Annotated in this window: 3 protein-coding genes; 1 reads left to right on the plus strand and 2 read right to left on the minus strand. The window is 45.0% G+C overall.

Annotated features, from left to right (window positions below):
- The coding region (locus K2Q26_07955) for a peptide-methionine (S)-S-oxide reductase (GenBank protein ID MBY0315438.1) at positions 1-265 on the plus strand (265 nt) is incomplete at its 5' end.
- Between the two features lie 97 nt (positions 266-362).
- On the opposite strand, the gene K2Q26_07960 is transcribed toward K2Q26_07955, so the two are convergent.
- Positions 363-1373, minus strand: coding sequence for an NAD(P)-dependent alcohol dehydrogenase (locus K2Q26_07960; GenBank protein MBY0315439.1), 1011 nt, complete (start codon positions 1371-1373; stop codon positions 363-365).
- 20 nt (positions 1374-1393) lie between these two features.
- A partial coding sequence (locus tag K2Q26_07965) for an RpiB/LacA/LacB family sugar-phosphate isomerase (GenBank protein MBY0315440.1) occupies positions 1394-1724 on the minus strand: 331 nt, incomplete at its 5' end.

Below are 1724 nucleotides of genomic sequence, written 5' to 3' on the forward strand. Positions count from 1 at the left end.
GACGATTGGAATGGAAAACTCACCCGAGGTGATTGAGGGCGGAAAACAAAATAGTTATTTTTGGGATGCTGAAGATTACCATCAAAAGTATCGTCTTCGCAGGAACAATGACCTTGTAAGTCTCGCAGAGCGAGATTTCGGTTCTCGCTGGGATGAACATCTGTATTTTACGAAGCTTAATAGCACAGATAGAAAAGGTTTTAGCCTGGCACAATGGTTAAAGAAATTGTCTCCGGAAATGCAGAAAGCTTACCGAATCGGTTAATCAGTAATTGATTGATGGCCTAGGGAATCTATTCGCTCAATGCGAGAAATGTGACGGCTTCCTGCAAATGGAGTTCGTCACATTCCCCGCCTCTTACTTAACTAAGTTTAATCACGACTTTTCCAAAATGGTTTCCCGACTGGAGATAGTCGTAAGCTTCTAATGCTTGCGAAAAAGAAAATACTCGATCCACAACTGGCTTTAGACCACTCGATTCAAGGGCTGCGTTCATTCTCTCAAACATTGCCACCGAACCAACATAGGTTCCCTGTACGCGAATATTTTTAGATAAGATTGTTGCCGTTTCAACTTTGTCACTGAATCCGGTTAGAACTCCCATCAAAGAAACGGAGCCCGCATAGCGAACTGCTTTTAGTGTTTGATTCAAAGTTCCTGGCCCTCCAACTTCAACTGCGTGATCGACGCCGCGACCGTTGGTAATCTCGCGAACTTTTTCGGACCAATTTGGATACGTTTTATAATTGATCGTCTCGTCCGCTCCGAATTCACGGGCACGTTTTAGTTTTTCATCTGATGACGAAGTAATAATAACTTTGGCACCTGCTAATTTCGCAAATTGTAAGGCGAACATTGAAACGCCACCAGTCCCTAATAATAAAACAGTCATTCCGGGTTGCAGTTTTGCACCTTCGAATAAAGCGTACCAAGCGGTGAGGCCCGCGCACGGTAAGCTTGCCGCTTCTTCGAAGCTCAGATGCTTTGGCATTTTTAAAACGCCTGAAGCGGGAAGAACCACGAATTCAGAAAGCATTCCTGAAACATTTCCTCCACCTAATGATGTAGATTGCTTTTCTTCAGTTAATTCTCCATCGACCCATCCTGGCATAAAAGCCGCAACGACACGATCACCTTTTTTAAAATGAGAAACGTCCGCTCCGACCTCGACGATTTCTCCGGCTCCGTCAGAAAGAGGTGCGATCGGATTGATTTCTGTTTTGGACCCGTAGGCACCGTTTGCAACCATCACATCACGGTAATTTAAGGAGGCGGCTCGCACTCGAATGAGGACCTCATTGCTTTTGTAGGGAGGCGTTGGTTTTTCAATCTGGATTAGTTTTTGTTCGCGATCTAACTGATAGGCTTTCATGTTGGCTCCGTATTGTGCTTTTATAGCGATTGTAAACTGAGTGACTCTATTTTCTCTATGCGAGGAATGTGGCGGCCTCCTTCAAATGAAGTCTCGAGCCACGCTTTCACTATCTCTATCAATTGATCTTCACGAATAATTCGCTGGCCCAGAGAAATTGCGTTAGAGTCATTGTGCATTCGCGCGAGTTTCGCTAACTCTACTGTTAAGCACAGACAGCAACGAACTCCCTTAATCCGATTTGCGGCAATAGCCTCACCATTGCCAGAGCCACCTAAAAGAATGGCTCGTTCAACCTGACCATCCCGCAACGCCTTAGCCGCTGGAATCACAAAATCTGGATAATCACAT

Source organism: Bdellovibrionales bacterium (genome assembly GCA_019750295.1).
In the GTDB taxonomy this organism is placed as follows: Bacteria; Bdellovibrionota; Bdellovibrionia; order Bdellovibrionales; family JAGQZY01; genus JAIEOS01.